At 59.6% G+C, this 25,064-nt stretch carries 23 protein-coding genes; 9 read left to right on the top strand and 14 right to left on the bottom strand.

Going from position 1 to position 25,064, the window contains the following annotated elements:
* Positions 1–15: 15 nt before the first annotated feature.
* Together ABD720_RS18065 and ABD720_RS18060 are read left to right on the top strand one after the other, a co-directional pair.
* Entirely contained in the window at positions 16–291 is a 276-nt protein-coding gene (locus ABD720_RS18065; protein ID WP_344765477.1) for a circadian clock KaiB family protein, read from the top strand.
* 228 nt (positions 292–519) lie between these two features.
* Positions 520–2,742: a putative bifunctional diguanylate cyclase/phosphodiesterase gene (locus tag ABD720_RS18060; RefSeq protein WP_344765475.1), complete on the top strand. Its 2,223-nt coding sequence runs from the start codon at positions 520–522 to the stop codon at positions 2,740–2,742.
* Between the two features lie 23 nt (positions 2,743–2,765).
* Here ABD720_RS18060 and ABD720_RS18055 read toward each other — a convergent pair whose 3' ends face one another.
* Positions 2,766–3,767: a GGDEF domain-containing protein gene (locus ABD720_RS18055; RefSeq protein WP_344765473.1), complete on the bottom strand. Its 1,002-nt coding sequence runs from the start codon at positions 3,765–3,767 to the stop codon at positions 2,766–2,768.
* A 382-nt stretch (positions 3,768–4,149) separates the two neighbouring features.
* On the opposite strand from ABD720_RS18055, the gene ABD720_RS18050 reads away from it, so the two are divergent.
* Positions 4,150–4,956, top strand: a complete 807-nt coding sequence (locus tag ABD720_RS18050) for a CsgG/HfaB family protein (RefSeq protein ID WP_344765471.1) — start codon at positions 4,150–4,152, stop codon at positions 4,954–4,956.
* 156 nt (positions 4,957–5,112) lie between these two features.
* Here the strand turns inward: ABD720_RS18050 and ABD720_RS18045 are convergent, their stop codons facing one another.
* The 5 genes from ABD720_RS18045 to ABD720_RS18025 all read right to left on the bottom strand — a co-directional run bounded on the left by ABD720_RS18045 (position 5,113) and on the right by ABD720_RS18025 (position 9,446).
* Entirely contained in the window at positions 5,113–5,805 is a 693-nt protein-coding gene (locus tag ABD720_RS18045; RefSeq protein ID WP_344765468.1) for a hypothetical protein, read from the bottom strand.
* 79 nt (positions 5,806–5,884) lie between these two features.
* Positions 5,885–7,294, bottom strand: coding sequence for an alkaline phosphatase (locus ABD720_RS18040; RefSeq protein ID WP_344765466.1), 1,410 nt, complete (start codon positions 7,292–7,294; stop codon positions 5,885–5,887).
* Positions 7,295–7,315: 21 nt separating this feature from the next.
* The gene (locus tag ABD720_RS18035; RefSeq protein WP_344765464.1) at positions 7,316–8,764 is read right to left on the bottom strand and encodes an alkaline phosphatase; all 1,449 of its coding nucleotides are present in this window, start codon (positions 8,762–8,764) and stop codon (positions 7,316–7,318) included.
* Positions 8,765–8,918: 154 nt separating this feature from the next.
* The gene (locus ABD720_RS18030) at positions 8,919–9,095 is read right to left on the bottom strand and encodes a hypothetical protein (RefSeq protein WP_344765462.1); all 177 of its coding nucleotides are present in this window, start codon (positions 9,093–9,095) and stop codon (positions 8,919–8,921) included.
* A 45-nt stretch (positions 9,096–9,140) separates the two neighbouring features.
* Complete coding sequence (locus ABD720_RS18025) at positions 9,141–9,446, bottom strand: hypothetical protein (protein WP_344765460.1); 306 nt, start codon at positions 9,444–9,446, stop codon at positions 9,141–9,143.
* A 378-nt stretch (positions 9,447–9,824) separates the two neighbouring features.
* Here ABD720_RS18025 and eat point away from each other — a divergent pair, with 378 nt between their 5' ends.
* Genes eat through eutC form a run of 3 tightly spaced genes read left to right on the top strand, consistent with a single transcriptional unit; the run spans position 9,825 to position 13,392 of the window.
* Positions 9,825–11,210 carry an ethanolamine permease gene (gene eat / locus ABD720_RS18020; RefSeq protein ID WP_344765458.1) on the top strand — a complete coding sequence of 462 codons (1,386 nt, stop codon included), beginning with the start codon at positions 9,825–9,827 and terminating at the stop codon, positions 11,208–11,210.
* A complete protein-coding gene (locus tag ABD720_RS18015) occupies positions 11,210–12,613 on the top strand; it encodes an ethanolamine ammonia-lyase subunit EutB (protein ID WP_344765456.1) in 1,404 nt (467 codons plus the stop codon). The genes eat and ABD720_RS18015 overlap by 1 nt, the downstream gene beginning before the upstream one ends.
* Positions 12,610–13,392, top strand: a complete 783-nt coding sequence (eutC, locus tag ABD720_RS18010; RefSeq protein WP_344765455.1) for an ethanolamine ammonia-lyase subunit EutC — start codon at positions 12,610–12,612, stop codon at positions 13,390–13,392. Before ABD720_RS18015 ends, eutC begins: the two co-directional genes overlap by 4 nt.
* Before the next feature lie 52 nt (positions 13,393–13,444).
* Here eutC and ABD720_RS18005 read toward each other — a convergent pair whose 3' ends face one another.
* A complete protein-coding gene (locus ABD720_RS18005; protein ID WP_344765512.1) occupies positions 13,445–13,771 on the bottom strand; it encodes a hypothetical protein in 327 nt (108 codons plus the stop codon).
* A 25-nt stretch (positions 13,772–13,796) separates the two neighbouring features.
* On the opposite strand from ABD720_RS18005, the gene ABD720_RS18000 reads away from it, so the two are divergent.
* Entirely contained in the window at positions 13,797–14,141 is a 345-nt protein-coding gene (locus tag ABD720_RS18000) for a nucleotidyltransferase domain-containing protein (protein WP_344765454.1), read from the top strand.
* A 149-nt stretch (positions 14,142–14,290) separates the two neighbouring features.
* Here the strand turns inward: ABD720_RS18000 and ABD720_RS17995 are convergent, their stop codons facing one another.
* Positions 14,291–16,420, bottom strand: a complete 2,130-nt coding sequence (locus tag ABD720_RS17995; RefSeq protein WP_344765453.1) for a catalase — start codon at positions 16,418–16,420, stop codon at positions 14,291–14,293.
* 911 nt (positions 16,421–17,331) lie between these two features.
* On the opposite strand from ABD720_RS17995, the gene ABD720_RS17990 reads away from it, so the two are divergent.
* Together ABD720_RS17990 and ABD720_RS17985 are read left to right on the top strand one after the other, a co-directional pair.
* Positions 17,332–17,559 (top strand): AbrB/MazE/SpoVT family DNA-binding domain-containing protein, encoded by a 228-nt coding sequence (locus tag ABD720_RS17990; protein WP_344765452.1) that lies wholly within the window; start codon positions 17,332–17,334, stop codon positions 17,557–17,559.
* Positions 17,556–17,942, top strand: a complete 387-nt coding sequence (locus ABD720_RS17985; protein WP_344765450.1) for a type II toxin-antitoxin system death-on-curing family toxin — start codon at positions 17,556–17,558, stop codon at positions 17,940–17,942. The genes ABD720_RS17990 and ABD720_RS17985 overlap by 4 nt, the downstream gene beginning before the upstream one ends.
* Positions 17,943–18,437: 495 nt before the next feature.
* Here ABD720_RS17985 and yjjJ read toward each other — a convergent pair whose 3' ends face one another.
* The 6 genes from yjjJ to ABD720_RS17955 all read right to left on the bottom strand — a co-directional run bounded on the left by yjjJ (position 18,438) and on the right by ABD720_RS17955 (position 25,015).
* Positions 18,438–19,796 carry a type II toxin-antitoxin system HipA family toxin YjjJ gene (gene yjjJ / locus ABD720_RS17980; protein WP_344765448.1) on the bottom strand — a complete coding sequence of 453 codons (1,359 nt, stop codon included), beginning with the start codon at positions 19,794–19,796 and terminating at the stop codon, positions 18,438–18,440.
* Positions 19,797–19,986: 190 nt separating this feature from the next.
* A complete protein-coding gene (yghU, locus tag ABD720_RS17975; RefSeq protein WP_344765446.1) occupies positions 19,987–20,862 on the bottom strand; it encodes a glutathione-dependent disulfide-bond oxidoreductase in 876 nt (291 codons plus the stop codon).
* Between the two features lie 106 nt (positions 20,863–20,968).
* The gene (locus ABD720_RS17970) at positions 20,969–21,865 is read right to left on the bottom strand and encodes an NAD(P)-dependent oxidoreductase (protein WP_344765444.1); all 897 of its coding nucleotides are present in this window, start codon (positions 21,863–21,865) and stop codon (positions 20,969–20,971) included.
* 209 nt (positions 21,866–22,074) lie between these two features.
* Positions 22,075–23,211 (bottom strand): ABC transporter ATP-binding protein, encoded by a 1,137-nt coding sequence (locus ABD720_RS17965; protein WP_344765441.1) that lies wholly within the window; start codon positions 23,209–23,211, stop codon positions 22,075–22,077.
* Positions 23,212–23,220: 9 nt separating this feature from the next.
* Positions 23,221–24,090, bottom strand: a complete 870-nt coding sequence (locus tag ABD720_RS17960; RefSeq protein WP_344765439.1) for a carbohydrate ABC transporter permease — start codon at positions 24,088–24,090, stop codon at positions 23,221–23,223.
* Complete coding sequence (locus ABD720_RS17955; protein WP_344765437.1) at positions 24,080–25,015, bottom strand: carbohydrate ABC transporter permease; 936 nt, start codon at positions 25,013–25,015, stop codon at positions 24,080–24,082. Before ABD720_RS17955 ends, ABD720_RS17960 begins: the two co-directional genes overlap by 11 nt.
* Positions 25,016–25,064: the final 49 nt, after the last annotated feature.

Below are 25,064 nucleotides of genomic sequence, written 5' to 3'. Positions count from 1 at the left end.
AGACCAAATACGCTCATGCCAGAACGCGAAACGTGGAAGCTGATGTTATACGTGGCCGGACAATCGAGCCGATCGCTGAATGCCTATGTCAACCTGACCGCGATATGCGAGCAGCACTTGCGAGGCCGCTACCAGATCGAAGTCATCGATTTGTTCCTGCATCCGCAGCTAGCCAAACGGAATCAGATCCTGGCTATTCCAACGCTGGTGCGCAGTCAGCCAAAACCGGAACGAAAAATCATCGGTGACCTGTCCAATACCGAACGCGTTCTGAAGAGCCTGGATTTGTAAGGTCGGTGATGTGCGTGAATACCGGTCGGATGTGCGAAAGAAGGACGAAAAAATCGTGAAAAAATCACGAAGGATCACGATGAGGTTCGCCAGGCCCGGTCCTGCCACGAAGACAGTCGAGGACAACCGACAGGTGATGATGTTCAGCCAGCATTATCTGTTTGTCTTGTCAGCATGCACGACGTGGTTGATCCAATGCCTGATCACCATACTGAATGGGGCGCTGTCATGAAGCAACGTTCACACATTCCTGCCGGAGCCGCACGCGAACTTCGTCGTTTGCGGATCCGCTTGAACGAAGCCGAAGAAACACTGGACGCCATCCATCAGGGCCGTGTCGATGCCGTGGTCGTGAGTGGCGAGCGTGGCCAGCGAATTTTTTCATTGACCGGATCCGAGTACAGTTACCGGATCATGATCGAGGCCATGAACGAAGGCGCGATTGCGATTTCTGCCGAAGGAATTATCCTGTATGCCAATCGGCGTTTCGCCGAGATGCTGGACTTGCCGCTAGACGATGTGCTGGGCCGACAAATCGACAATCTCGTCGATGACGCCGACCAGGAGGGATTGCGGCAGATGCGGCAATCCCGCCATAGCGAAAAAAGCGAAGCCAAACTGCGGACTGCCAAGGGTGCTCTGCTTCCGGTTTATCTCTCCGCCAGCCAGCTGCAGATCGACGGCCAGGCGGCAGCCACTTACATGGTCGTGATGGACCTGACAGAGCGCAAACGGGCGGAAGAGGCACTGCAAGAGGCAGAACAAAAATATCGCAGTATTTTCATGAATGCGGTTGATGGTATTTTCCAGATCAGTCCGCACGGCGCTTTGCTTGCGGCCAATCCGGCGATGGCGCGTATTTACGGATTTGCCAGCGTCGAGGATCTTCTCGCCGACTTCAATCGGACAGGCTTTTCCCAGTACGACGATCCGCAGCGAGGCCGCGATTTGCTTCGGCACGTTCAGCAACGCCATGCCGTTATCAATTACGAGTCGCTAGTCATTCGCCAGGACGGTGACCGCATCTGGGTCAATGAAGACTTGCATGCGGTGGTGGACGCCGAGGGCGTGCTGACCTGCTTCGAAGGCAGCGTCAAGGACATCACCGAGCGCAAGACGAGCGAAGAAAAACTCGATTACCAGGCCAATTTTGATCAGCTCACGGGGCTGGCGAACCGGCATCGGCTGCTGGAGCGGCTACACCAGGCGATCGTCGCGGCGCAACGTTACCAGCACGAAGTCATGGTGGTCATGATCGATCTCGACAACTTCAAAGGGGTCAATGACAGTCTGGGTCACAACGTCGGCGACGCACTGCTGAAGACGGTGGCACGGCGGTTGGAAGCGTGCCTGCGCGAGGGTGACACGGTCGCGCGGCATGGTGGCGATGAGTTTGTCCTGGTACTCGAACGTTCCAATTACATGGCGATTGCGTCGATCATGCCAAAAATACTCGACTCGGTTTCGACACCGGTCCTGTGCAATCAGCACGAACTTCACATCTCCTGCAGTATCGGTTTCAGCATTTACCCGATCGACGGTGTCGATGTCGACACTCTGCTCAAGAACGCCGATGCCGCGATGTATCGCGCCAAAGAGCAGGGCCGCAATACGTTCCAGTCGTACACCAGAGAGCTCAATGACAGTATTCTGCATCGGCTGGCGCTGGAATCGAGCCTGCGCTGTGCACTTCAGCGCGACGAATTTTCGGTGCAGTTCCAGCCGCAATTTACCATCGGGGAGGGCGTCTTCGTCGGCACCGAAGCATTGCTGCGCTGGGACCATGCGACCATGGGGCCGATTCCGCCGTCCGAATTTATCCCGCTGGCAGAAGAAATCGGCCTGATCGTGCCGATCGGTGAATGGGTGCTGCGCGCCGCCTGCTTGCAGACACGTGCCTGGCATGACGCCGGATTGGGCAAGATCCGCGTATCGGTCAATATCTCCGCGTCTCAGTTCCGGCAAAAAGACCTGGTCGCGCGGATCGGCAATATCCTGCAGCATGCCCGGCTGGCGCCACACTATCTGGAACTGGAATTGACCGAAAGTCTGGTGATGCACGACGTTGAGGCAGCCATCGTGATCCTCAACGAACTCAAGGCGATGGGGGTGCGTATCTCAATTGATGATTTTGGCACCGGCTATTCCAGCCTGAGTTATCTGAAGCGGTTTCCGATCGACGTGCTGAAGATCGACCAGTCCTTTATCCAGGACATTCCGGGCAATGCCGACTCTGCCGCGATCACGCTGGCCATCATTTCACTGGCCCACACCATGAAGCTGAACGTCGTCGCGGAGGGTGTGGAAACTGCAGGCCAGCTGGACTTTCTTGCGGGGCATTCGTGTGATTGCGTGCAAGGCTATTATTCGGGACGGCCAATGGCGCCGTTGGCGCTCGAACAGCATCTGCGCACGTCACCCGCATTCATGGTGACAAATGGCGCGACCTGAGCCGGAACCGGCGTTTGCGTCGGTCAGACCAATTTTGCGTTCTGGTGCTTGGTGTCGTAGAGCGCCTTGTCCGCTTGATCGAGCAGAAACAACGTCGAGGTGATGCCGGCCCGATACGGGGCAATACCGACTGATATGCCGACATGAATGGTGTCACCGCTCGACAGCATGATGGGTTGTCCGACCGATGCCACCAGACGTTGCGCCAGCACGGCAACGGCGCCGTGGTCACCTTCCTGCGTAACAATGGCGAATTCATCGCCACCGAGGCGCGCAAGGGTATCGCCCTGGCGCAGCTGACCACTGAGACGCCGGGCGACCTCGCATAACACCTCATCCCCGGCGGCATGGCCGAAGCGGTCGTTGACATTCTTGAATCCGTTGAGGTCAAGGCACAGGACGCTGAACGGCACCCCGGATCGCATGGCGCGGGACATCGCACCTGACAGGGCGTTATCAAATTGGGCCCGGTTTGGCAGCGCCGTCAGGTAATCCGTCATTGCCATCTGTTCCAGTACCGAGGCACGGAGTCGGCCTTGTAGTGCGGTCATGACCAGCGTTGCACAGTCAAGCAGGCTGGCTTGCTCGGCATGGTTCAAAACGCGAGGCTGGACGTCGATGATCGCAATCGTACCCAAGGCATGACCGGTCGTGTCAACCAACGGAACGCCGGCATAAAACCGCAGGTGAGGTGCGTTGGTCACCAAAGGATTGTCGGCAAAACGTATATCGTCCTGCAGATCAGGAATCACCAGCGCCGACTTCGGCGCCACGATCGCATGCGCACAAAAAGCCACTTTGCGGTCCAGTTGCGGAACATCCAGACCCACCTTGGACTTGAACCACAGGCGGTCGGTATCCATCATCGCAATGACTGCGATGGGCACATCGAAGGCATGTGCGACGACGCGGGTCAATGCATCGAATTCGATTTCGGGTTCGGTGTCGAGAATGTGATGGGAATGGACTGCGGCGAGACGCGCTGTTTCGTTTTCCGGAATGGGGCAACGCTGTTCGGTGATCATTGTGCATCCCCAAGTCTGTACAGAAAGTAAAGCGTTATCACGGGCAAAATGGCTTTCGTCCGAATATTTTCACGCGACACGGAAGGTAGCATGAATACGCGAAAAATGTCATTGCCGCATAGAAATTAGGGGCTGCCCTCTGCCAGAGAACATTGCTTTTAAAAAATATTGTTCCGTCGCGCAGGGTCGTGTTGTAACTGGTATATCGCCACGATCGTAGCGAAGCCGACACATTAAAGTGGTCTAAAAAACATTCACTGTTCACTTTTTTGGGACCTGTGCTCAACTGATCAGGATGCCAGTCCGGTTCCTCGAACCGCACGGGCTCACTACTGCAAAAGCAGACTTTCTCGAACGACAAACAACACACATCAGGGCAACCATGAACTATCTTTTTGCAGGCGTCGCGCTCGCATCGCTGACATTGACCGGCTGCGCCGGCACCATGCCGACCATCGGCGATACCAGCGCCAAAACCGTCGCTACCGGCTCGACCAGCGGCGCTTCTTCCCAAGGTGCCAACACGGCGCTGGAACACTGCAGCAAGTCGATCGGCACGTTGTCGATCCTGGAAGACGAGCACCAGCCGTGGTTCTACCAGTTCAGACAGCAATACCAGCTGCAATCGACGATCCCGTTGCTGCGCATGCTCGTTCAGCAATCGAATTGCTTCGTCGTGGTGGAGCGCGGCAAGGCCATGGCCAGCATGCAAAACGAGCGTGCGCTGGCCGCCTCCGGCGAGCTGCGCAGCACCAGCAAGATGGGCAAGGGCCAGATGGTCGCGGCCGATTACACCATCACGCCATCGATCACCTTTTCTGAAAAAGGCACGGGCGGATTGGGTGCATTGGCAGGTGGCCTGCTGGGCTCGGTCGGTGCGATTGTCGGCGGCAGCATGAAATCGAACGAAGCATCAACCACGCTGCTGATGACCGACAACCGCTCCGGCGTCCAGTTGGCCGCTGCCGAAGGCAGTGCCAAAAACTGGGATTTTGGCGTGGTTGGTGGCGTACTCGGCGGACTCGGTGGTGCTGGTGCCAGCGGTTTCAGCAATACGCCGCAGGGTAAAGTACTGGCTGCGGCGTTCATGGATTCGTATAACCAGCTGGTCAAGGCGACACGCAATTATTCGGCACAGTCGGTGTCCGGCGGGCTGGGCAATGGCGGTAATTTGCCGGTGGGGCAATAAGGCTTGCGGCATGTCCGTATCACGTACGGACATGCCTGCCGATGCGATCTTGGATCGTCTGAAAATCGATGCGCCCGGAGGGATGGCATGTTTGTCCGCCGGCCCCGCGGTTTCTCTGTCCGGGGCGGCATGGCGTCGACACCACGTCAACATCGCTCAATCTAGGAAGTCGGAATACTCCTTCTGGCTGTAGCCTTTGGTCTGATTCCACGGCAACTCGCCGGCTGCACTCACCTGCGGCATGACATCCACCCGGCGGTAAAAAGTCCCGGCCCGGTCACCGCTTTCGATGGTGAGCGCAATCTGTTTTTTCTCGTCCCACAAGACGCGTTGAAAGACGCCGTTCTTTTCAATCTCTCTCCAGCGCGCACCAGGAATGTCGGAGGCTTGCTTCGATAGCGGAATCGCCGTCACCAGCTTCGGATCGAGCAGGTAGAAACTGTTGTCCCACGAACCGTCGAAATTGACGTTCTCGTAGTCGGTGACGGGGATGGCGATGACTTGCCGGTCGTGTGCGTCGACATACTCGAGCCGGACCTTGTTCTTTTCAAGGATGACGTGGCGCGGGATCACGACCGGATTGAACTCCTTGTGTTCATGCTGTTCGACCTTGAATGCGACCTTCTGTTTGGCGGATGCGGTTGCTGCGGCCACCTTCGGCAAGACACGCTCGACCCAGACATGGCCGGGCCGGCGCAGCATTTTTTCGTCGTAGCGGCTTTCGCGGGTGACGCCTTCCGGTGTCAGGACCCGGCTGTAGTACGACACGTTCAGATCGAGATCGGGGGCTGGTGTGGCCGCTTGCGCCAGGGTGCACGCCAGGCTGGCGGCGAGTAAGAATAATTTCATGCGGAACGTTCCTTTACCTGCAAATGAAACAGGGGCCGGCCTCGCAATGCCAGGCTGGCCCCTTGCTGTCGATCGTAAATCAGAATCCGAATGCCGTCTTCAGCAGGCCGAATACCTTCGTATTGTCCATCGTTCCCTTGAAGGTTTTGGCGCCGGAGCCGGTGGCGAACAGCTTGACGTCACCGCCGCCGTGGGTTTCGCTGGCCAGGCGCACGCCGGTTTCCTGCAGGTAGTTGTCGCTCAGCGCGGTGGCACTGTCGACGGTGGTGCGCAGGGCCGGGCGGTTCGGGCCGTTACCGAATACCAGCGTGGTATAGGTGTTGCCGTCAGCGTCCAGGCTCGGCTTGCCATCCTTGTAGTTGCGGTTGATGTCAAGGATCGGATTGCCGCGCTTGCCGTAGCCGTTGAAGGTCAGCGTGTGGTCATGGTCGGCGGTGACGACGATGAGGGTGTTGGCCAGCGTCGGGTCGGTCAGTTTGATCTTGTCCAGCGCGGCCTTGACGGCGTCATCAAAGGCGATGGTATCGACGATGGCGCGCTTGGCGTTGGTACCGTGCAGCGCGTGGTCGATGCGGCCGCCTTCGACCATCAGGAAATAGCCATTGCTGTTTTGCGACAGCAGGTCGATGGCCTTGACCGTCATGTCCGCCAGGCTGGGTTGCGTTGCACCTTCGCCGACTGGCGGCGTGGCGCTGCGGTCCAGCTCATATTCCAGATGGCTCTTGGTGCTGTACACGCCGATGAATTTCTTGCCGGCCGGGGCCGCGAGCATCTCGGCTTTGGTGGCGGCCACCGTGTAGCCTTTGGCGTTCAGTTCGGTCAGCAAATTGCGGCCATCGGCGCGGCCGGTCTTGTTGCTGGCGGCATCGAATGGCGTGAAGTGGTTGCGACCACCGCCCATCAATACGTCGACACCATCCAGCAGCGCGGCGTTATAACCGACGCCACCCGGCACGACTTGCGCGGCGATGGCGTATTGCGCGTTGCGGTTGCAGATGTGCGAAAAGGTCGCGGCCGGGGTTGCGTGGGTCAGTTCGGTGGTGGTGATCGATCCGACTGCCTTGCCCTTGGCCTTGGCCAGTTCGAGGATGGTTGCAGCGGCGACACCGTTGCCAGTGGCGGCACAATTGTTGATACCCAGATTATTGTTGACATCCTTGCCCGGCGGGGTCGCGACCGTTTCCTGCGACATCGAAATGACTTCGTTGTTCATCTTGACGCCGGTCATGTAGGCCGCCATCGATGGCGCGCTGTCGGTGGTCTGGGCGTCGTTGGAAAAGGTCTTGATGCGGGCGGTGCGCTCCAGCTTGTCCATGGTCAGGCTGCCGTCTTCGCCGTATTTGTAGATGCGTGAGGCAGTGACGGTGGCCGGACCCATGCCGTCGCCGAGGAAGAAAATGATGTTCTTGGCGTCGGCGGCGCTGGCCGTGTTGGCAAACAGCGCGCAGACGGCGGCAGCCAGCAGTGAAAGATTCAAAGTAGTTTTCATGTGTTTATCCAGTTCTAAGGGTTACAGGCCGGCGGCGTTCTTGACCAGGCCGAACACCTTGGTGTTGTCGATGGTGCCGAGGAAGGTGTCGGCGCCCTTGCCGATGGCTCCCAGGAAGACGTCAGTGCCGCCGTGGGTCTCGCTGCCGGCAGCGACGCGAATGGTGGCTTCCTGGTGGTAGGTGTTGGCGCTGGTGGTGGTGTCGTCGAGGCTGGCCATGCTGGCGCGGCTAGCCTGGGTGCGGTTTTCGCCATTGCCGAAACCGATGATCGAGTACGGTGCGCCGTCGAGGTCTTTTTCGGTGGCACCAGTGACATAGTTTTTCACCAGGCCGAGTACGCCGGCGTTACCAGCGGACGTCTTGCCGGTGCGTTTTGCGTAGCCGTTCAGTACCAGCGTGTGGTCATGGTCGGCGGTGACGACGATCAAGGTGTTTTTCAGGGTCGGATCGCTGATTTTCGCCTTGTCGATCGCAGCCTTGATGGCGTTATCGAATGCGAGGGTATCTTGCAGCGCCTTCTTGGCGGTGGTTTCATGCAGCGCGTGATCGATGCGGCCGCCTTCGACCATCAGGAAATAGCCCTTGCTGTTCTTCGACAGGACATCCATGGCCTTGGTGGTCATGTCGGCCAGGCTAGGTTCCTTGGCGGGATCGCGGTCCAGGTCGTAGCTCATGTGGCTGGAGGTAAACAGACCGAACAGGCGCTCGGTCTTGCTGGCATCGACCGCATTGAACTCGGTGGCATTGCTGGCGACGGTGTAATTTTTCGCCTTCATTTCAGCGATCAGGTCACGACCATCGGCGCGCTTGCCGCCATCCTTGAACGGCGTGAAAAATTGCTTGCCGCCACCCAGCACGACATCCAGGCCGCTGGTGCCCAGTGCGGTGTTGTAGCCGGCACCGCCCGGCACCATGGCCGTCGCGATATCGTTTTCCAGATCGCGGTGGCAAATGTGGGTATAGGTTGCAGCAGGGGTCGCGTGGGTGATGCGGGTGGTGGTGACCACGCCGGCGGACCAGCCTTTGGCCTTGGCCAGTTCGACCAGCGTAGGGACCGGGTTGCCGTTACTGCCACCGCAATTATTGGCCAGCTTGTTGCCATTGGCGTCGGCGATCGGGTCGATCGCGCGCGTGTCGGAGGACATCGACAGCACTTCATTGTTCATTTTTACGCCGGTCATGTAAGCCGACATCGACGGTGCGCTATCAGTCACTTGCGCGTCGTTCGAGAAGGTCTTGACGAAGGCGGTTTCCGGCAGTGTGTCCATGGTCAACTCACCATCTTCACCGACGGCATAAATACGCGCCGCGGTCATGGTGGTCATGCCCATGCCATCGCCCAGGAAGAAAATGACGTTCTGTGGCGGCGGCGTTGCCACCGTCAAGTCGCTTTGTTGCGAGGCACTGCCGCAGGCGGCAAGTAGTAGCGCAACGCTGAGCCCGGCGGCGGTGTGGTATCTGCGTGTCATCTTGTCTATCCGGTTATATTTGAGGAACCCCGAACGTACCAAGACTTCGTTACCGCACGATGACACATTGAACACGCCGGCGTCCAGGCGCAAAACGATGTGCTTTATTGCGCCGGTTTGCGCGGACTACTGCACTGCATTGTTAGCTGCGCTGTCAGCTACCTTCCGGCGGCACCGGATCGGATTCGTCGAGCAGATCGCTCGGATCGTCTTTGTCCAGTGAGCCGCGCCGTTCCAGATCCGGTTCCAGCTGGTCACGCACTTCTTGTTCCGCCTCGACTTCGTCGTTGTCATCAATTTCGGGAGGGGCATTGAGGTTTGGTCTGGTCATGCTTTGCTCCAGTAAAAAATCAGGTCGGTAACCGACCTGCGGTCGTTATTTGGCGACGGGTGCCACTGTCGTCGAATGGTCGTTGGCCTGACCTGGCAACGGCATCGCCGACGATTCCTGCGCATTCGTCAGCGTCGACGGACTTGCTTGAGACGGGCCGTTGGCGTTGCCACTGTCACTGGTGGCCGGCATGCTGTTCTGTGGTGCCATGGCGGCTGGCTGAACCGGTAATTGTGCGGCCGGCGTGGCCACGGAAGTGGATGGTTCCGGCGTTACCGGGAGTTCTTTTTTATTACAGCCGGCGAGTACCGAAGCAAGCAGCGCGACCTGAAAAAGGGCAATAGCGTTCATCGTAAAGTTTCCTTGAAAAATAAGTTGCGGATCGTGCAACAGATTAGCCTGATCGCCGCGTTGCAGGCATAGGACAGCGCCTGAATTTCCTGTAGGAAGGCACGAACACGATATAGCAAAAGCGCCGTCGGACAGTAACTTTTCAATGAACCCGGATTGCTGGCGCGGGTCAAAAAAACGCAGATGGATTTATTTCGCAAGCAGTCAGATCACGCGCAGGGCAGCGCCAGCCATCCAGCCTTGCCGAACTGCGATCACACACCGCGTTACCGATCCGAGGTCTGCGCTCCGCAGACTGTATAGTCATTGCACGCACGTGCCATGTCCGCCAGTCGACGGGCCTGCAGCCGATGCCGCGACAGCACAGGAACCCACACCATGAACGCCACTTCCGCAGCAGGCCAAATGCATGATCTCAAACCCGTGCTCGGCACCCTGCAACTGTGGGGCATTGCGGTCGGTCTCGTGATTTCGGGCGAGTACTTTGGCTGGAGCTATGGCTGGGCCACCGCCGGCACACTCGGCTTTACCATCACCTCGCTATTCATTGCGGCGATGTATGCCACTTTCATTTTCAGCTTCACCGAACTGACCACCTCGATCCCGCATGCCGGCGGCCCCTTCGCCTACAGCAAGCGTGCCTTCGGCCCGACCGGGGGCTACCTGGCGGGTGCTGCCACGCTGATCGAATTCGTGTTCGCGCCACCCGCCATCGCACTGGCCATCGGTGCTTACCTGAACGTGCAATTTCCTGCGCTGGACCCGAAGATGGCGGCGCTCGGCGCATACCTGATCTTCATGACGCTCAACATCGTCGGCGTACAGATTGCCGCGACCTTCGAACTGGCCGTGACGCTGCTGGCGATCTTCGAATTGCTGGTCTTCATGGGCGTGGTGGCACCGGGATTTTCGCTGGCCAATTTCACCAAAGGCGGCTGGTCGGGCAGTGACAATTTCAGCATCGCCTCGGTGCCGGGGATGTTTGCCGCGATCCCGTTTGCGATCTGGTTTTTTCTGGCGATCGAAGGTGTGGCGATGGCTGCCGAAGAAGCCAAAGACCCGCGCCGTTCCATCCCAATTGCCTACATCACCGGCATCCTGACGCTGGTGGTACTGGCCATCGGCGTGATGGTGTTTGCCGGCGGTGCGGGCGACTGGACCAAACTGGCCAACATCAACGATCCGCTGCCGCAAGCCATGAAAATGATCGTCGGCGACAGCAGCGGCTGGCTGCACATGCTGGTCTGGCTGGGGCTGTTCGGGCTGGTGGCATCGTTCCACGGCATCATCCTGGGCTACTCGCGACAGATCTTTGCGCTGGCACGGGAAGCCTACCTGCCGTCGTATTTCGCCGGCGTGCATCCGCGCTTCAGGACGCCGCACCGGGCCGTTCTGGCCGGTGGTGTCATCGGCATCGCGGCGATCTTCAGCGACGAACTGATCAAGATCGGTGGTCAGACCCTGACCGCCAACATCGTCACGATGGCCGTGTTTGGCGCGATCCTGATGTACATCCTGAGCATGCTCAGCCTGTTCCGTTTGCGCCGCACCGAACCCGACATGGTGCGGCCATTCAGGGCGCCGTTCTATCCGTATTTCCCGGCTTTTGCACTGTTCGGCGCGCTGGTGTGCATGGGCACGATGATCTATTACAACCCGCTGATCTTCGGCATTTTCGTGGGGTTCATGTTGCTCGGTTATGGCTATTTCCGCATGACCGGCCAGCAGCGCGCCGACGCCATTGCACAGGCCGGGGCGCAGTGATGGCCCACACCCATCGCTACACGCATACCGCCGGCAGTGTCACCTACGGTTTTCGTGACCTGCGCGACCTGATGGCCAAAGCCACGCCGGCGCGCTCCGGCGACGAGCTTGCCGGCCTGGCCGCACACAGCGCCGAAGAGCGGGCGGTGGCGCAAATGGCGCTGGCCGAATTGCCGCTCTCGACGTTTCTCAACGAGGTGCTGATTCCGTACGAAGACGATGACGTCACCCGCCTGATCATCGACAGTCATGACGCGCAAGCCTACGCCATGGTCAGTCACCTGACGGTCGGTGACTTCCGCAACTGGCTGCTGGGCGACGACGTGGATAGCACCGTGCTGGCGGCGCTGGCACCCGGCATCACACCCGAGATGGCGGCCGCGGTCTCGAAAATCATGCGCAACCAGGACCTGATCCTGGTCGCGCAAAAATGCCGCGTGGTGACCGCCTTTCGCAACACCCTCGGCCTGCCCGGCCACCTGTCGACACGTCTGCAACCGAACCATCCGACCGATGACATCAGCGGCATCGCCGCCAGCCTGCTCGATGGCCTGCTGTATGGCAGCGGCGATGCGGTGTTCGGCATCAACCCGGCCTCGGACAATGTGCCGCAAGTCATCCGGCTGGTGACGATGATGGACGAGGTCATCCGGCAATACGGCATTCCGACCCAGTCCTGCGTACTCACGCATGTCACCAACACCATCGCCGCGATCGATCGCGGTGCGCCGGTCGACCTGGTGTTCCAGTCGATCGGCGGCACCGAAGCGACCAATCGCAGCTTTGGCGTCAGCCTCGACCTGCTGGCCGAAGCACGCAGCGCCGCCTTGTCGCTGCAGCGCGGCACGGTCGGCGACAACGTGATGTATTTCGAAACCGGGCAGGGCAGTGCGTTGTCGGCCCATGCGCATCATGGTGTCGACCAGCAAACCTGCGAGACGCGGGCCTATGCGGTGGCGCGTCATTTCAAGCCGTTGCTGGTCAATACGGTGGTGGGTTTCATTGGCCCCGAATACCTGTATGACGGCAAGCAAATCATCCGCGCCGGACTGGAAGACCACTTCTGCGCCAAGCTGCTCGGGCTGCCGATGGGATGCGATGTCTGCTACACCAACCATGCCGAAGCGGACCAGAACGACATGGATGTGCTGCTGACCCTGCTGGGCGTGGCGGGTTGCAATTTCGTGATGGGGATACCGGGATCGGACGACATCATGCTGAACTACCAGAGCACATCGTTCCACGACGCGCTGTACCTGCGCCGCACGCTGGGGATGCAACCGGCACCCGAGTTCGCGGCCTGGCTGGAGCGCATGCAGATCACCCGCCCGGGGCCGTCGTTCCGGCTGGCGGCAGAATTGCCGGCGGCATTCGAAAACGCCTTGCTGCGGCTGGCACCATGAACGAGTCGACACCGGTCGTGACAGCCAATCCGTGGCAGGCGCTGAAAAAGTTTACGGACGCACGGATCGCGCTGGGCCGCGCCGGCGTGAGCCTGCCGACCACCGCGCATCTGGCCTTCCAGCTTGCCCATGCACAGGCGCGCGATGCCGTGCACCTGGCGCTGGATGTGCCGCAACTCACGCAGGCCATTGGCCGACCCTGTCTGGCGTTGCACAGCGCCGCGCCGGATCGCACGGTGTATTTGCAGCGCCCCGATCTGGGCCGCCAGCTTGATGCCGCATCGCGCACGTTACTGGCAGCTGGCCCATATGACCTGGCCTTCGTCATCGCCGACGGCTTGTCGGCCCACGCGATCATGCAGAATGCCGCGCCGTTTCTGGCGCGGGTGTTTGCACAGACGGCGCACTGGACGATCGCGCCGTTGTGCATCGTCGAACAGGGACGCGTGGCCATCGGCGACGAGATCGCCGAACGCCTGGGCGCGCAGATGGTGGTCGTGCTGATCGGCGAGCGGCCCGGTCTGAGTGCGCCGGACAGCATGGGCCTGTATCTGACCTGGCAACCGCACGTCGGGTTGACGGATGCGTACCGCAATTGCATCTCGAATGTGCGACCAGCCGGATTGGGCTACGCGGCGGCGGCGGACAAGTTGCAGTACCTGCTTGTGGAGGCATTTCGGCGGCAGGTGTCGGGGGTGGCGTTGAAGGATGAGACGGGAGAGGCCGGCTCCACGGCGGCGGTTGCGGGACCGGGACCGACGAATTTCCTGACCGGGTAACGAGCGCAAGTGGTGCCCGGCCAGCGCGGCATGGAGGCACAGGATTGCGGTGTCAACGTCGGGCAGGACCGGCCTGATACTCATCCCAATCCGGTCCCAGCAAAGCGCGCCAGGCAGTCTGTAACTCCGCGTCAAAGCGCTCGCGTGAATAGGCTGCGGCGGTGAGCTGGCCAGCGGCGATGCGTCGCTGGCCTTCGGTATCGGTGCGACCATCCTGCGCCATTGCCAGGCATCGGGCGACTGCATGGGCATAGCCGTCGTGGTCGCCCTCGGCGATCCAGAGTCCGTTGTCAGCGCTGGCAAAATCGGACCCGCCGTGACCATCAAAACCGCACACCAGACAACCGGAGGCCATCGCTTCCAGTGGTGGCAATCCCAGTCCTTCCAGCCACGACAGACTTGTATTGCAAGCCGCGCTCGCACCGCTGATGCATGCCGTGCAGGTCGCTTTTGTCTACGGTTCCATCGCCAAGGGAACCGAGACGGCAGCGAGCGATGTTGACCTGATGCTGGTGGGCGACGCGATCAGCTATGGGACGCTGTTGTCGGTACTGTCGCCACGCCAGCAGACATTAGGTCGTCCGATTAATCCGACGATCTATACGCTAGATGAATTCAGAAAACGGCGGCATGACCATCAGCATTTTTTGATGCGGGTATTAGAGCAACCTAAAATTTTTCTGACGGTAGATAGCGATGCGCTCAGACGCCTTGGCCAACCTGGTGCAGATTCGCAAACTCAAGCCTGAGCCGTCCAGCCTGCGCGAGTTTGACGGTCTGTTGCGCTCTGCCATGGAGCGTGCGACCGATGCACAAACTCCGGGCTTGACGCTGGCTAGCCGTTTTACCCTGGCGAGCGGGCAGCGAGATCACTGGCCCGCATCTCTGCCAGCCGTCATCAAGCCAGCGTCCGCACCAATTTCTCCCGATCCCACTGACGCGTCATGGCCGCTTCCACAAACCGCGCAGCGTCATGCGCATCGGTCACGCCGTCATCCGGCACGACACCGGCCTTTGTCAGCAACGCCTGTGCACCCGTATCGCCGGCAATCCCTTTCAGGTGCCCGAATGCGTCGCGTACGAAATCGACCGCCGCACTCTCGCCGCTCAGCATCTGCGCGCCTGCGTCTGACAGCACGACCGCGATCGCATCGAACAGCACCGAGGGATTGCCGGCCAGCTGGCCGTCGGCTGGCAGCAGGGTGCCATCGGCCAGTGTCACGCCACCCACCTTGGGCGCCAGAATTTTGATGCGCGCACCGGCACCAAAAATAGCTTTCTTCAGCGACGTAATCACCTTGCCGTCGGAGCCATCATTGACCAGTATCGCCACGCAGCGGCCCTTCAGCGTGGGTTGCCCTTTGCCGATCAGGCGCAGCGCGGGCGATAGCGCCATGTCGGTGACCGGACGGGCTAGCGGCGCTGGCGCCGGCATGGCCTCCAGTCCCAGGCCGTCGACGACACGCCGGGCCAATTCGTCGTCGATGTGCTGCAGGTGGCTGGCCATCGCCTGCCGGATCGGCAATGCCGCCACTTTGGACAGTTCGAACACCAGCGCAGACGCCAGGTGGGCCTGTTCCGCCGGCAGCTGACTGCGATAAAAAAGACGCGCCTGCGAATAATGGTCGGCAAAGCTGTCGTGCCGGATGCGCCCGCGTTCGCCACTCTCGGTGGCCGGAAAACTGCGGAAGCCTTGCGGGTTTTCGCGTGCCGAATCGGCGGCCAGCGAATTCGGTTCGTAGGCGACCCGGCCCTGTTGCGGCTGCATCTGCATGTGGCCGTCGCGCTGCTGGTTGGCGAACGGGCATGTCGGCGCGTTCACCGGAATCTGATGGAAGTTGGGCGAGCCCAACCGCGACAACTGCGTATCGAGGTACGAGAACAAGCGCCCCTGCAACAGCGGATCGTTGGAGAAATCGATGCCGGGCACCAGATGGGATGGGCAGAAGGCGACCTGCTCGGTTTCTGCAAAAAAATTGTCCGGCCAGCGATCCAGCACCATCTTGCCGATCACGCGCAGCGGGACCAGTTCTTCGGGGATCAGCTTGGTCGCATCGAGATGATCGAACGGAAAGGCCGCCGCTTCGTCTTCCGAAAACAGCTGTACCGCGAGATCCCATTCGGGGAAGGCGCCTGACGTAATCGCTTCAAACAGGTCGCGCCGATGGTAGTCGGGATCGGCACCGGCGATCTTGACGGTTTCATCCCAGAGCGTCGATTGCAGGCCGAGCCGGGGTCGCCAGTGGAACTTCACGAAGGTCGATTTGCCGTCAGCATTGACGAGCCGGAAGCTATGGATGCCAAAGCCTTCGATCATGCGCAATGAACGCGGCAGCGTGCGGTCGGACATGATCCACATCACCATGTGCATCGCTTCGGGAGTCAGTGAAATGAAGTCCCAGAAGGTATCGTGCGCCGAGGCAGCCTGCGGGAAGCCGCGGTCCGGCTCCATCTTCACGGCATGGATCAGGTCGGGAAACTTGATGGCGTCCTGAATGAAAAATACCGGAATGTTATTGCCCACCAGATCCCAGTTGCCTTCTTTGGTGTACATCTTGACCGCAAAACCGCGCACGTCACGCGGCGTATCGGCGGAACCGGAGCCACCGGCCACGGTGGAGATGCGCGTGAACAGCGGCGTCTTTATCCCCGTCTCGGTCAGGACTTTTGCGGTGGTGAAGTCGGCCAGCGAGTCGGTCAGTTCAAAGTAGCCGTGGGCACCGCTGCCGCGTGCATGCACGACCCGCTCCGGTATGCGTTCATGGTCGAAGTGGAAGATCTTCTCGCGCAGAATAAAATCTTCCAGCAGAACTGGTCCACGCGAAAACGCTTTCAGAGAATTCTGGTTATCCGACACCGGCAGGCCGTGGTTGGTGGTCAACCCGGGGTGGCTGCCGGACAGCGGCTGGTGCAGGTCGCCAGCCGGGCCGAGTTCGCTGGCAGGGAAGGGGGACGGTGGCACGGCATTGGATTTGGCGTTGGATGACAGGGATGCAGTCTTGCCTTTACGAGGAGTTGTTGAGGTCATTGTGTTTCCTTGATTTATGGGGAAATGGATCAGCGCGCGATATTTGCGTGCGCTGATCCGCTGTGCGCAATGTCATGCCGACTATCGTGAAGCGCGGTATCCATCCCGACTATCCATCCCGATTTTTGCGACATGCCGGCTTGCAAAAAAACATGCGAGCCCTGCACCACCATAAATTTAGGATGTGTGTGCGCGAGTTGTATGTCCGCTAATTCACATATCACGTCGATCGCTGCGGAAAAGGGAATGAGACGCCGGGGGTGCCGACGTCACTATTGCCTGCTGATAAAAACACTCGGATCTCGGGGGCGAGGTGAGCGTTTGCGTCCGGGCGATCCGGCGATGTCACTGAAGGACGTGGCGTTTTTTCAGGCGAGTGTGGCGTCGCGCACTTTCACACTATCCGTTCCTCAGTGGCCGGATCAAGCTGCGCCGCCGTCTACATAGTGCCTGAGCGGAAACCCCGCAACCCAAGGTCTGACAAGGATCTTCACTGGTTTTCCCGGTATGAGGATTTGCGTAGACATTGACGTTTCGCAGGTTTTTCAAGAATTTGTGGGGCATGGGTGGTATTTTTCTGCGAATCCTCACCCTAAACGGTAGGCAAATCGGCGGTCGGCATCATCTTCACCGCGACACAAATCGGTCCGACCAAGTCAACGATCAACACCGACACGCTAACCGTGTCGGCCACGTGAAGTTCGCAATGATGAGCAAGCCTATGCGCGTCTTGCAAAAAACCGGACGGCCTGCTCCGGCTTTTCCTTGCTGTCGTAAAGTTCATCGGAAAGACGCTCGCGCGCGAAGACCTATACTGGAGGAAGGGTGTAGCCGGATACGGTTGGTCAAGTTTCTTGACACGCTCCAAGCCGTCTATACAATAAAACTTATATAGATAAAAGGAGGGCATCATGCTCACATTCAAAGTGACCACGGTAGGTGCATCTGAGGGGCTGATCCTGAACAAGGAGGCCAAGCGCATCCTGAACGTGCAGAAGGGCGATACTCTTTACCTGACCGAGGCCCCGGACGGCGCAATGCGCATCACGCCGTACAGCCCTGAGTTCGCGCGCCAGATGGCCTTGGCCGAGGCGATCATGCACGACGACCGCGAGATTCTGCGGGTGCTCGCTAAGTGACCTGGCAATGGGTGCAACGCGATACGGTTTTTGCGGTCCACGATAAGCAGCTCGCCGTGCACGGTGGCTTGGCCGGCATACGTGACCTCAACGCCGTAGAGTCGGCGCTCAATCGGGCACAGAACCTCAATGCCTACGGCAATCCGCCGCCGGACGTAGCCGACCTTGCGGCGGCCTACATCTACGGCATCGCCTCCAGCCACGGGTTCAGCGACGGCAACAAGCGTTCCGCCTGGGTCGTCGGTCGCCTTTTCCTGGCGATCAACGGCGAGACGCTTGTATTCAAGGAGGTCGACGCTATCAACTTCATGTTTGCCGTCGCCGCCGGCGACATGACGGAGCGGCAAGTGGCCGGCTGGATACGGCAACGCCTTATTCCGTAGCTATTTTGCACGCCAAGGCCGTGTTGAGCGTCTTGGCCAGTTACCTCTAATGCCGGTTTGATCAATCCGATAGATGCAGTTCTCCCTGTCCGAGAATCGCGTCAAATCTGGTCGGAGCGATTTCAAAGGCTGGTCGCTATATGTAAGTGCCTGACCGGAAACCCCGTAACCCAAGGCCTGACAAGGATCTTCACTGGTTTTCCCGGTATGAGGATTTGGGTAGACATTGACGTTTCGCAGGTTTTTCAAGAATTTGTGGGGCATGGGTGGTATTTTTCTGCGAATCCTCACCCTAAACGGTAGGCAAATTGGCGGTCGGCATCATCTTCACCGCGACACAAATCGGTCCGACCCAGTCAACGATCAACACCGACACGCCAATCGTGTCGCCCACGTGAAGTTCGCAATGACGAGCAAGCCCCTTCGCGTCGAGCAAAAAAACCAGATGGAGATCAATGAACAAACCTTCAGGCAGCCTACGTTAGAAGCTTCACCCTACGACTGCATCGGCGCAGCATCGTCCAGATGCTTTCGCACCACCACCTTGAAATCGTCCGACACCCTCTCGTCGGCAAGCACGGCTTCCCAGAACTGCGTGGCCAGCATGGCTGCACGTGGCAATTGCTGCAGGTCCAGCTTGTCCATCGCTGCAAGAGACAGTCGGCGCTCAACCACTTCGCCTTGCGTCGTTGGCCGGTACAGCATCGGCAGCATGTCGTAGCAAGGCAGCAAGCGGAACGGTTCTCCAATACCCCAGCTCAACGACAGATTTCCCTGATGCCTGTCCGTATTGCCGATGAGTGCGCCGTACAGGTCCAGCAACCGGATGGTGCTGAAATCCGAAGAAGTCAATTGGCGCCGGTTAAACAGCAGGTTTGCAACGTAGGTCCACGATTTGTCGAGGGCACCCGTTTCCCCCGCCAGGCCCGCTAGCGAAAGCAAGGGGAGCCTGCCGTGAGATCCCATCCGATCAAATCGCGTCGATTCCAGGAACACCCGATGTTGAGATATCAGGATCTCGGACTTTGCTGATGCAATGCCGTTTCGCTCGAGCGTTTGCAGGGCATGGTGCTCCGCAATGAGCAGGTCGCCCCATCGCCTCCCTCCGGGCGTATCGATTGCCGCTGAAAACTTCACAATGACATGCCGGCTCGGCCGATCCGCTGCATCGCCTGAAATCGTGGCAAGAAACTTTGGCTGCTCTCCGCCGGCTGATGATCCTGCCACATCCCCTGCCAAGGCCTTTCCGGCAAGCTCGGGGTAGCGCCGGAGTCGATCAGCATCTGCAACGATGTCGTTGGCACCCTCTGCGAGTTGCTGAATGTGACGGCGGTAGGATTCGTTTCCTGCGATCAGGTCGCCAGTGCTGTTCTCGCCGCGGCGCGCAAGGTAGTAAAGCACGTCATCGTCACTCCACTTCGTGACATCCATGAGCAAATCAAGATCAGCATGTTCTTTCGGGACAGTGCGGCCCAAAAAACCTTGAGGTCGCAAATCCTGAAGAAAGTACGGTAATCCTTCGCAAAGGGTTATTGGCCCACTGTCGCTCTGCTGGTAGGCATACCAGCCTCCGGCGAGGACGTACAAGTCACAAAAATGGTCTATCACACCGACTGTGTCGATGCGATAGACCGGCAATTTGCTGCCGAGGTCACGCACATCGCGGCTCAGGCCGTACACCGTCGCGCGCGCGGCACCAAGAACGCAGATGTCATTGCCGGCTGCCGGCCAGAGTCGCGAGAATGTAGGCTGGCTGATTCCCAATGCGGATGACAGCGCTTTCGCATCAGCCGGATGACGCGACAAGATGCTGCGCAGAGCCGCTATTTTGTCGATTTTTCCGGGATTTTTCATACATTGTGAATAGATAAAAAAAGGGGTTCCGCCATTGGTAAAGAATCCCCTATTTGAACACAAATGAATTGATTTTGAATAGATACTATTACATTGTCGGGGCTGGCTCGAACCAGCACATTGGCAAGATCGCCCTCACCCTGTCAGTCATGACCTGGCCCAGACCCGAAGGTGAGCCGATTCGGCGCAATCAGGTCGGCGCCACCAACTTGTCCTGTGTCTTCGTCTCGAAGTCATTGGCATCGTGACGCTCGTGCAATTGGCTGGACGGCTCGCCCATGGTCCGGTTGACCATGCGTCCGCGCTTGACGGCCGGACGGGCGGCGAGCTCGTTGGTCCAGCGTTGGACGTTCTTGTAGTCCTGCACTTGCAGGAATTCGCCGGCGTCATACAGCAATCCTTTTGCCAGGCTGCCGTACCAGGGCCAGATCGCCATGTCGGCGATCGTGTACTCGTCGCCGGCAACGTACTGGTTGTCGGCCAGGCGTCGATCGAGCACGTCCAGCTGGCGCTTGACTTCCATGGCGTAGCGATCGATCGCGTATTCGATTTTGGTCGGTGCATACGCATAAAAGTGACCGAAGCCGCCGCCGAGGAACGGCCCGCTGCCCATCTGCCAGAACAGCCATGACAGGCATTCGGCACGCCGGGCGGGGTCGGTTGGCAGGAACGCGCCAAACTTTTCGGCGAGATACACCAGAATGGCGCCGGATTCGAAGACGCGCAGCGGCGCTGCGCCGCTGCGGTCCACCAGTGCCGGTATCTTGGAGTTCGGATTGATGTCCACGAAACCGCTGCCGAACTGGTCGCCTTCCTGAATCCGGATCAGCCACGCATCGTATTGCGCGCCAGCGTGGCCGGCGGCCAGCAGCTCTTCCAGCAGGACCGTCACTTTGACGCCGTTGGGCGTACCCATCGAATACAGCTGCAGCGGATGCACGCCAACAGGCAGTTCCTTTTCGTGGGTTGAACCTGCGACCGGACGGTTGATGGCAGCGAAGCGGCCACCGTTTTCCTTGTTGGCCGTCCAGATTTGGGGGGGTGTGTAGGTCGATGAATCAGTCATGAGGGAGTCCTTGAACAATGGGGAGAAAGCCGTGCAGGGTGCAGCAGGAACACCGGCTTGATGTTCCTGCGAGGTCCACTGCACGGTGTGAAATACCTGCAGGAGTTTAACGAAGCGCTGCGTCTTCGGCCGTCACCAGTTCGATCGCGGTCCAGTCCTGTTTGCCGCGTTTTTTTGCAAGGCTGGTGAGCAGGCGGGCATGCAGCAGGTCGGCCAGCGGCATCGGCACCATCGATGCTTCGGCGACGTCGCGTACCAGGCGCACATCCTTCATGCCGAGTTCGAGCTTGAAGCCGGCCGGCTCGAAAGCGCGCTCGGCCAGCGTGCGACCGTAGTTCTGATAAATCGGGCAGGAGAAGATCGTCTGGCCAAAAAAGTTGGCCAGCATGGTGCGATCGATGCCATTTTTTTCGGCCAGTGCCTGCGCTTCAGCCATGGTTTCGATGGCTGCCAGGATCATGAAATTACCGGACAGCTTGACCACGTTGGCCGCGCCCGGGTCCTCGCCAAAATCGTGGATGCCCTGGCCCAGAATATCGAGGATCGCTTTTGCCCGTTGCTTGGCGGCGTTGCTGCCGGACTGGCAGATCCACAGCTTTTTTGCGGCGGCCGCCTCGGGTCGGCCAAATACCGGTGCGCTGAGAAACAGGCTGCCGCGCTCCGCATGCAGGGCGGCCAGTTTTTTCGAGGTCTCGGGCGAGACCGTGCTCATCGAGATGTGCAAGCCGCCCTTGCCGAGCTGTTGCAGGATGCCGTCCGGACCCAGTGTGACGTCTTCGAGAGCCGCATCGTTGGCCAGCATCGTGATGGCGATACCGCCTTCGACAACGGCGCCAGCGGGTGTCTCTGCGATGCTGGCGCTGGCGCCGGCGCTACCGAAAGCCTCGGCGACAGACCGGGTCCGGTTATAGACGGTCACGGCAAGGCCGCTGTCGAGCAAGTTGCGCGCCATCGGCGCACCCATGCTGCCCAACCCAAGGAAACCGATGTGTGCTGTGCTCATGTCGTTCTCCTGTTCAGATGATGTTGGCGCGACACGCAGGCCGACGGCAGGATGCTTTCGCACTCCACGCCTGGCCTGTTCGTTCGTGCAACGAGGACACCCATGATAGTGGAGATTGCCGGACTCCCGCTTGCAGGCCTCCGGTCGTCATGTCGGCGCCGGTGCACATCGGCACCGCGCAACGGCGATTGCCCATCCTCCTCACCCTGTCACGCAATCCGCTCTTCACTGACCGGATCGAACAACACCGCCTTCGACAAGTCAAACGCCAGCGCAACCACGCCACCGGGTGCAGCGCCCGCGCGCGGGTGGGTGCGGCAGGTGGCGCGGGTCTTGTTGAACCAGACGTAGACCATGGTGTCCGGGCCGGTCGGCTCGATCATCTCGACGGTGCAATTGACGTCGGTCGGGCGATACGTCGCGTTGGCGGCGTTGTTACGGGCACTGTCGGCATCGGTGATGTGTTCCGGACGGATGCCGAGAATGACGTCCTGGCCGATGCGCGCCGTCAGGGTGCCGGATTGCAGCAAGCTCTCCGGCAGCGGCAGGGCGGTGATGACACCAGCGTGATCGAGTTCGAACACGGTATCCGCGCCCTGAACGGATAGCTTGCCGCGCAGGAAATTCATCGACGGCGACCCGATGAAACCGGCCACGAACAGGTTCTGCGGCTGGTCGTAAATTTCCTGCGGGCTGCCGTATTGCTGGACCACGCCATCCTTCATCACGGCGATGCGGTCACCCAGTGTCATCGCTTCGATCTGGTCATGCGTGACATACACGATGGTGGTGCGGAGGCGCTGGTGCATCAGCTTGATTTCGGCGCGCATTTCCACGCGCAGTTTCGCATCCAGATTCGACAGCGGTTCATCGAACAGGAACAGCGCCGGGTCACGCGCAATCGCCCGGCCCATGGCAACGCGCTGGCGCTGGCCGCCCGATAGCAGGGCCGGTTTGCGGTCCAGCAAATGCGTCATTTGCAGTGTCTCGGCGACGCGCTCGACGATCTTTTTCTGTTCGTCTTTCGGCACCTTGCGGATGCCCAGGCCGAACGAGATATTCTCGCGCACCGTCATGGTCGGATACAGCGCATACGACTGGAACACCATCGCAATATCGCGTGACTTCGGCGGCACGTCATTGACCACCTTGTCGCCGATCAGGATCTCGCCTTCGGTGACAGTTTCCAGGCCGGCGATCATGTTGAGCAGCGTCGACTTGCCGCAGCCGGAGCCGCCGACCAGGATGACGAACTGGCCATCCTCGATATCGAGATTGATGCCCTTCAAAATTTCAGCGCCGTTCGGATACACCTTGCGCACATTGCGAATCGATAAGCTGGCCATCGTGGTTCCTTAACCTTTGACTGCGCCGGCCGTCAGGCCACGCACGAAATATTTGCCGGCGATCAGGTAGATCACCAGTGTTGGCAGTGCAGCGATGATTGCCGCTGCCATGTTGACGTTGTATTCCTTGATTCCGGTCGAGGTGTTGACCAGGTTGTTCAGCGCCACCGTGATCGGTTGCGCATCCGAGCCGCCAAACACCACGCCAAACAGGAAGTCATTCCAGATCTGCGTGAATTGCCAGATGAAGCAGACCATGAAAATCGGCAGCGACAACGGAAAAATAATGCGCCGGTAAATCATGAAAAATCCTGCGCCATCGATGCGCGCTGCCTTCACCAGTTCTTCCGGCACCGACACGTAATAATTGCGGAAGAACAGTGTCGTGAAGGCCACGCCATAAATGATGTGGACGATTACCAGACCTGATGTGGTATTGGACAAACCGAACATCCCGAGCAGGCGCGCCATCGGCAGGATAACCACCTGGAACGGGATGAAACAGCCGACCATCAGTGCCGTGAAGACGATTTCCGAATAGCGAAAGCGCCAGTGCGCCAGCACATAGCCATTGAGCGACCCCAGCAGCGTCGACAGCAGCACTGCCGGCACCACCATCACCACCGAGTTCCAGAAAAATGGCGCCAGTCCCTCGCAGCGCACGCCGGTACAGGCACCGCTCCAGGCTTTGGCCCAGGCCGCGCCGGTGGGGGACATCGGCAAGTCGAGCAGATTGCCGCTGCGGATTTCGGCTAGCGTCTTGACCGAGGTGGTCAGCATCACGTATAGCGGCATCAGGTAATACAGCGCCACCAGGCCAAGCAGGATGTAGATCAGGATGCGGCCGATGCCGGGGAAGCCTTTTTGTTCAGCGTGCATGACGCGCTCCTTTGGTTTCCATGTACATCAGCGGCACCAGTACCGCCAGCACGGTGGCCAGCATCATCATGGCCGACGCCGCACCCAGGCCGAGCTGGCCACGCGAAAACGAAAACTGATACATGAAGATCGCCGGTACATCCGACGAGGTGCCGGGGCCGCCGGCGGTCAGCGCCATGACCAGGTCAAAGCTCTTGATGGCGATGTGCGCCAGCACCAGCAGCACGCTGAAAAACACCGGACGCAGGGCCGGGATCACGATGCGCAGATAGATCGTCGGCAGGCTGGCGCCATCGACCATGGCGGCCTTGATGATGCTGTCATCGACGCCGCGCAGGCCGGCCAGGAACAGTGCCATCACGAAGCCCGACGATTGCCAGACACCGGCGATGACGACGGTGTAGATCGACAGGTCGGAATTGACCAGCCAGTCGAACGTGAAGTTGGGGAAGCCCCAGTCATGCACCAGTTTTTCGAGGCCGAGGCCGGGGTTCAGGATCCACTTCCAGGCGGTGCCGGTGACGATGAACGACAGCGCCATCGGGTACAGATAAATCGCCCGCAAAGCCCCTTCGGCGCGGATTTTCTGGTCCAGCAGGACTGCCATTCCGAGGCCGATGGCCAGACAAAACGCGATGAACAGGCCACCGAAAATACCCAGGTTGGCGGCAGCGACCCACCAGCGATCGATCTCGAACAGGGTGGTGTACTGGCCGAAACCGGTGAACGTGAAATTGGGCATCAGGCGCGAGTCGGTCAGCGACAGATAGCCGGTCAGAAAAATGAACCCGTAGACGAACACCAGCGACGCCAGCACGGTCGGGCCCAGCACGAGGCGCGGCAACCACGCATCGGCAATGGCGGCAAGGCGACTGCTGCCGTGGGGTCGGGGGTGCGCTTGCCGGGGCGCGGATTGGGTGGTCATGAGAGGCTCCTGCAGGGTGATGACGGGGTAGGAATGGGGGCCAGAATAG

It is taken from the genome of Actimicrobium antarcticum, assembly GCF_039536745.1.
Lineage (GTDB): Bacteria > Pseudomonadota > Gammaproteobacteria > Burkholderiales > Burkholderiaceae_D > Actimicrobium > Actimicrobium antarcticum.
Note: the sequence above shows the minus strand (reverse complement) of the source record. Positions and strands in the feature narration are given on the sequence as shown.